The sequence below is a fragment of the Methanobrevibacter sp. genome (genome assembly GCF_030539555.1).
Taxonomy (GTDB): domain Archaea; phylum Methanobacteriota; class Methanobacteria; order Methanobacteriales; family Methanobacteriaceae; genus Methanocatella.
Window position 1 is genome coordinate 13,311 of record NZ_JAUNXX010000031.1, and the last position, 5,405, is coordinate 18,715.

The following is a 5,405-nucleotide window of genomic DNA, read 5'->3' on the forward strand; positions in this document are numbered from 1 at the left end:
TCCAATGTCTGAGCCGAGGTGCTGTGTCCAAACATCTTCTGAAGAAGCAGCAGCAGCTGGATTAGGTGCTCTCTTCGGATAGATTTTTTAATCTATCACCTTTCTTTTTTTATTTATTTTTTTTACTAATTTTTAAAACACTATTTTTTGCCATAACTCTACTATTTTTTTTGAATATTTGAAAATTTATTTATTATATTAAAAACAGATATTTTACTAATAAACAATTTAAATGATTAATATGGTAGAAATTTTTGATGAACTTGGTTATAAAAAACAAACATGCAAAACTTGCGGACAGGAGTTTTACTCTCAAGTTACAAGAGATACTTGTGGAGATGCTCCATGTGATGAGTATGAGTTTATTGCAAACCCTGCAACTGATAAACCATACAACTTATATGAAATCCAGAAAGTTTTTAGAGAATTTTTAGAAAGTGAAGGACACACACATGTCCCAAGATATCCCGTTCTTGCCAAAAGATGGAGGGACGATGTGTTTTTAGTTGGAGCATCAATATTCTGTTTCCAGCCTTGGATAACTTCAGGTCTTGTCAAACCGCCTGCAAATCCTATAGAGATGGCTCAGCCTTCAATCAGATTGAATGATGTGGATAATGTTGGAAGGACCGGTCGTCATATGACTTGCTTTACAATGGGAACACACACTGTAATCAACAAAGAAGATGACTTCATCTACTGGGAAGATGAAACCATTAGGCTTTGCCATGAATTCTTTGCATATATCGGAATTAACACTGAAGAGATTACTTTCATCAAATCATGGTGGGCTGGTGGAGGTAATGAAGGGCCTTGCTATGAAGTCTGTTGCAGAGGAGTGGAACTTGCAACATTGGTATTTATCCAATATGAAACACTGGAAGACGGATCCAAAAAGGAAATCCCAATCAAAGTTGTGGATACAGGATACGGGCTTGAAAGAATTGCATGGATTTCACAGGGAACTCCAACAGCTTATGATGCATGTTTTGCACCTGTAGTCGATAAGTTAAAAGAGTTGACTGGTGTTGAAATAAATGAAGACATCCAAGGACGTAATGCTCAGATAGCTGGGATGATGGATATTGAAGACATTGGTGATTTAAAAGAGTTAAGGGCTCAGGTGGCTGAAAGTTTAAATCTGTCATTGGATGAATACTTAAAAGCAGCAGAACCGATGGAAGCCATATATATCATTGCAGACCACACAAGATGTTTAGCATTCATGATTGCAGATGGAATAATCCCGTCAAATGTAAAAGAGGGGTATCTTGCTAGATTGGTTTTAAGAAGAACCATCAGATTCATGAAAGAGTTAAACATGAAAGAATCCCTTGCTGACATAATGGCTATTCAGTTGGATTTCTTGTCTAAATTTTATCCTGAAATACGAGATTCAGAAGAGCATATCATGAATATCATCACTTTGGAAGAGGAAAGGTATGCAGCAACCGTCAAAAAAGGAAAAAGCATTGTGAAAAGATCTATCAAAAGACTTAAAAAAGAAGGTAAAAACGAAATGCCTCTTGACATGCTGATAGATTTATATGATGCCCATGGAATTCCTCCTGAAACCGTTGTTGAAATGGCTGGTGATGATTTCACAGTTAATGTTCCGGACAATTTCTTCACTCAAGTTGCAGGGGCTCATGAAAAAGACACAACCAATAAAAAAGATACATTTAAAGTAGATTATCCTGAAACCGACTTATTATTCTATAAAGATTTCTACCAACAAGAGTTTGAAGCCGAAGTTTTGGGTCTTGTCGAAAAAGATGGGGACAAATGTCTTGTCTTTGACAAAACTGCATTCTACCCTGAAGGAGGAGGTCAACCTTCTGATATCGGTGCAGTTTCCATTGATGGAAATGACATTAACATCAAGCATGCTGAAAAAGTCAACAATGTTGTGTTGCACCATATTGACGGTGACATTGCAGATGATATTGCCGGTAAAACTGTTACTGCAAAAATCAATTGGGACCGTAGGATAACACTTGCTCGTCACCATACCGGAACTCATCTGGTTATCGCAGCTGCAAGAAAAGTATTGGGCAAACATATTTGGCAGGCCGGTTCTCAAAATGGCCTTACAAGGGCACGTATAGATTTGTCACACTACAAACGCATCACACAGGAGGAGTTAAACGAAATTGAAAAATTGGCCAATGAGTATGTGATGGAAAACATTGACTTGGATATCAAATTCCACACTCGTGATGAAGCACAGGAATTATATGGATTCGTACTTTACCAAGGTGGTATTGTCCCTGGAAAGATGATTCGTGTTGTAAAAATCCCTGGTGTCGATGTTCAGGCCTGTGCAGGTACACATGTCTTAAGGACTGGGGTGGTTGGACCTATCAAAATCAACAAAACTGAAAGGGTTCAGGATGGTGTTGAAAGGATTGATTTTTCAGCAGGTCTTGCTGCAATAGATTCAATGCAACACGATAGTGAATTATTAAGAACAAGTGCTTCAGTATTCAGTGTTGACAATGACCAGTTACCAAAAACATGCGAAAGGTTCTTCAGTGAATGGAAAGCACAGAAAAATGAAATCGACAGGCTGCAGTCTGAAATTGCAGCTTTGAAAATGAATTCTCTTGCAGATGACTTCGAAGAAATCAATGGATTGAAAGTTGTTTCCCAGTTGATTGAAGCAGACTTCAAAGAGCTTCAAAAAATGGCAACTGACTTTACAGACAATGGAAAGGCGGATGTTGTAGTTATGGGTAATAATAAGGGTAATATCGTTGGTGCAGCTTCACAAACCGCAATTGATGCTGGAATCAAAATAAATGAAATCATCAAAACTGCAGCGGGCATATTGGGTGGAGGCGGTGGAGGCCGTCTAACATTAGCGCAAGGTGCAGGTAAAAACACTGATAAAATGGATGAAGCTATTCAAGCTGCATTGGATTTAATTAAAGGATAATTATTATCCTTATCTTCTTTTTTTATGAGAATGTTTATTAATAGAAAATTGCATAATTATACTTGCTGTTATATTTTAAAAAACTAGTATTGAAGGGATTGCTATTTTTTTCAGCGTGTACTAAAAAGTGAGATGTTTTAATGAATTATGATGTAATTATTGCCAGATATGGTGAAATAGGACTTAAAAGTCCAAAAATAAGGTCACGTTTTGAAAGAAAGCTAGTTAAAAATATTAAGGCTACTTTTGAATGCGATGTTGATAGAAATCAGGGAAGAATTTACATTCATCCTAAAGACTTTGGTGATGGAATTGAAAAGTTAAATAGGGTTTTTGGTGTCGTTTCATACTCTCCGGCGATTTCAACTAAAACTACCTATGAAGACATTGACAATATATTGGGGAAATATGTTGAAGAATTAATTGCTGAAAACATATTGGACGAAAATACAAAATTTGCAATCAAATGTCGCCGTGTCGGCCAACATGATTTCACTTCCCAGGAAATGGCTGCACATTGTGGGGGAGTTGTTAGAAATAAGGTTTTGGCACCAGTTGATTTGACAAATCCTGATTTGACAATTTTTGTGGAAGTCAGAGAAGACAATACATTTATATTTCATGAAAAAATCAAAGGACCGGGCGGTCTTCCATTAGGAACACAAGGAAAAGTTGTTGTACTTTTATCAAGCGGTATAGATTCTCCAGTTGCAGCATATCTTATGATGAAACGGGGTTGTGAAGTTGTTGCACTTCACTGCAATAATGACCCGTTTTCAGGTCCAAAAGTCACTGAAAACTTCAATGCATTAGTGGATCAGCTTAATGTCTATGCAAAGGGCGTTCCAATAAAAAAACGTGTCATAGATTATGGTGAATATCTTACAGTTGCAAAACAAAAGGCTCCTGAGAAAATGACATGTGTTTTATGTAAATCTGGAATGTATAAAATAGCGGAGAAATTGGCCGTTAAATTGGGTGCCGATGCAATCGTTGATGGAAGCAGTGTCGGCCAGGTTGCTTCACAGACTTTATCAAACATATTGGCTACCCGTTATGGTGTTGGCATGCCGATATTGTCTCCATTAATTGGGCTGGACAAAGAGGAAATCACTGCTATCGCTAAAGAAATTGGAACATTTGAAATATCTAAAATTGACGATGGGGGATGCAGTGCAGTTCCAAGATATCCTGAAACTCGTGCAGATTTAGAACGTGTTAAAAATGCCTGTGAAGATATGAATCAGGATGTTGAAGTTCAAAAGGCTTTTGAAAATATTAGAAAAATTGATTGATTTTTCTATTTATTCTCTTTTTTAATTTTAATTTTAGAGTAATAACCTTGTTAAACATAATAATTAAATAGTATACTTCCCATAAATAATAAATGTCTAGTAAATAATTAATTTACTAATGAGGTTATTAAAATGAAAACTACTGTTAGTGTAATTAAAGCTGATATTGGAAGTGTGTCCGGACACTGTGTCGCACACCCTGAATTAATGGATATCTGTGACAGCGTATTAAATGACGCTTTGGATACTGGTATTTTGAAAGATTACTATATCTCCCGTTGCGGAGACGACATAGACTTAATCATGACCCACGATAAAGGGGAAGAAAACGAAGAAGTACACGAAACTGCATACAACGCATTCATGAAAGCTACCGAAAGAGCACGTGAATTGAAATTATACGGTGCAGGTCAAGACTTATTATCTGATACATTCTCCGGAAACATCAAAGGTATGGGTCCTGGTGTAGCAGAAATGGAATTCGAAGAAAGACCATCTGACCCTGTTTTAGTATTCTGCTGTGACAAAACCGAACCGGGTGCATTTAACTTGCCTGTATTTAGAATGTTTGCAGACCCATTCAACACTGCAGGACTTGTAATCGACCCATCATTACATGATGGATTCAAATTTGAAGTATTCGACGTAATCGAACACAAAAAAGTTATTTTAAACTGTCCTGAAGAAATGTACGATTTGCTTGCATTAATCGGTTCCACCGGAAGATACGTAATTAAAAGAGTATGGAAGAAAAACGGTGAAATCGCAGCTGCAATAAGTACTGAAAGATTAAACTTAATGGCTGGAGAATACGTAGGTAAAGACGACCCGGCATGTATCGTAAGAGCACAATCCGGTTTCCCTGCAAACGGTGAATGTGTAGATCCATTTGCATTCCCTCACATGGTAAGTGGATGGATGAGAGGATCCCACAACGGTCCATTAATGCCTGTTTCTGAAGCAGAAGCAAACCCAATCAGATTCGACGGACCACCTAGAGTTATCGGTTTAGGATTCCAAGTAGCTAACGGAGAATTAATTGGTCCTGTAGACTTATTCGATGATCCTGCATTCGACCCAACCCGTGAACAAGCTGCTAAAATCGCAACTTACATCAGAAGACACGGTCCATTCGAACCTCACAGATTACCTGCTGAAGAAATGGAATACAC

Annotated in this window: 4 protein-coding genes; all 4 read left to right on the forward strand. The window is 37.5% G+C overall.

Features of this window, described 5'->3' with window-relative positions; translation table 11 throughout:
- Window positions 1–82: hypothetical protein (locus Q4Q55_RS06760; protein WP_303372066.1), on the forward strand; the 82-nt coding region annotated here is incomplete at its 5' end.
- Between the two features lie 150 nt (window positions 83–232).
- Window positions 233–2,938: an alanine--tRNA ligase gene (gene alaS / locus Q4Q55_RS06765; protein WP_303372062.1), complete on the forward strand. Its 2,706-nt coding sequence runs from the start codon at window positions 233–235 to the stop codon at window positions 2,936–2,938.
- Window positions 2,939–3,078: 140 nt separating this feature from the next.
- Window positions 3,079–4,233, forward strand: coding sequence for a tRNA uracil 4-sulfurtransferase ThiI (gene thiI, locus Q4Q55_RS06770; protein WP_303372063.1), 1,155 nt, complete (start codon window positions 3,079–3,081; stop codon window positions 4,231–4,233).
- Between the two features lie 132 nt (window positions 4,234–4,365).
- Window positions 4,366–5,405: fructose-1,6-bisphosphate aldolase/phosphatase (gene fbp / locus Q4Q55_RS06775; protein ID WP_303372064.1), on the forward strand; the 1,040-nt coding region annotated here is incomplete at its 3' end.

Bases quoted from the DNA above. Each gene is read 5' to 3' on its own strand.
- thiI (WP_303372063.1), top strand. From the start codon at position 3,079: ATGAATTATGATGTAATTATTGCCAGATATGGTGAAATAGGACTTAAA.
- alaS (WP_303372062.1), top strand. From the start codon at position 233: ATGATTAATATGGTAGAAATTTTTGATGAACTTGGTTATAAAAAACAA.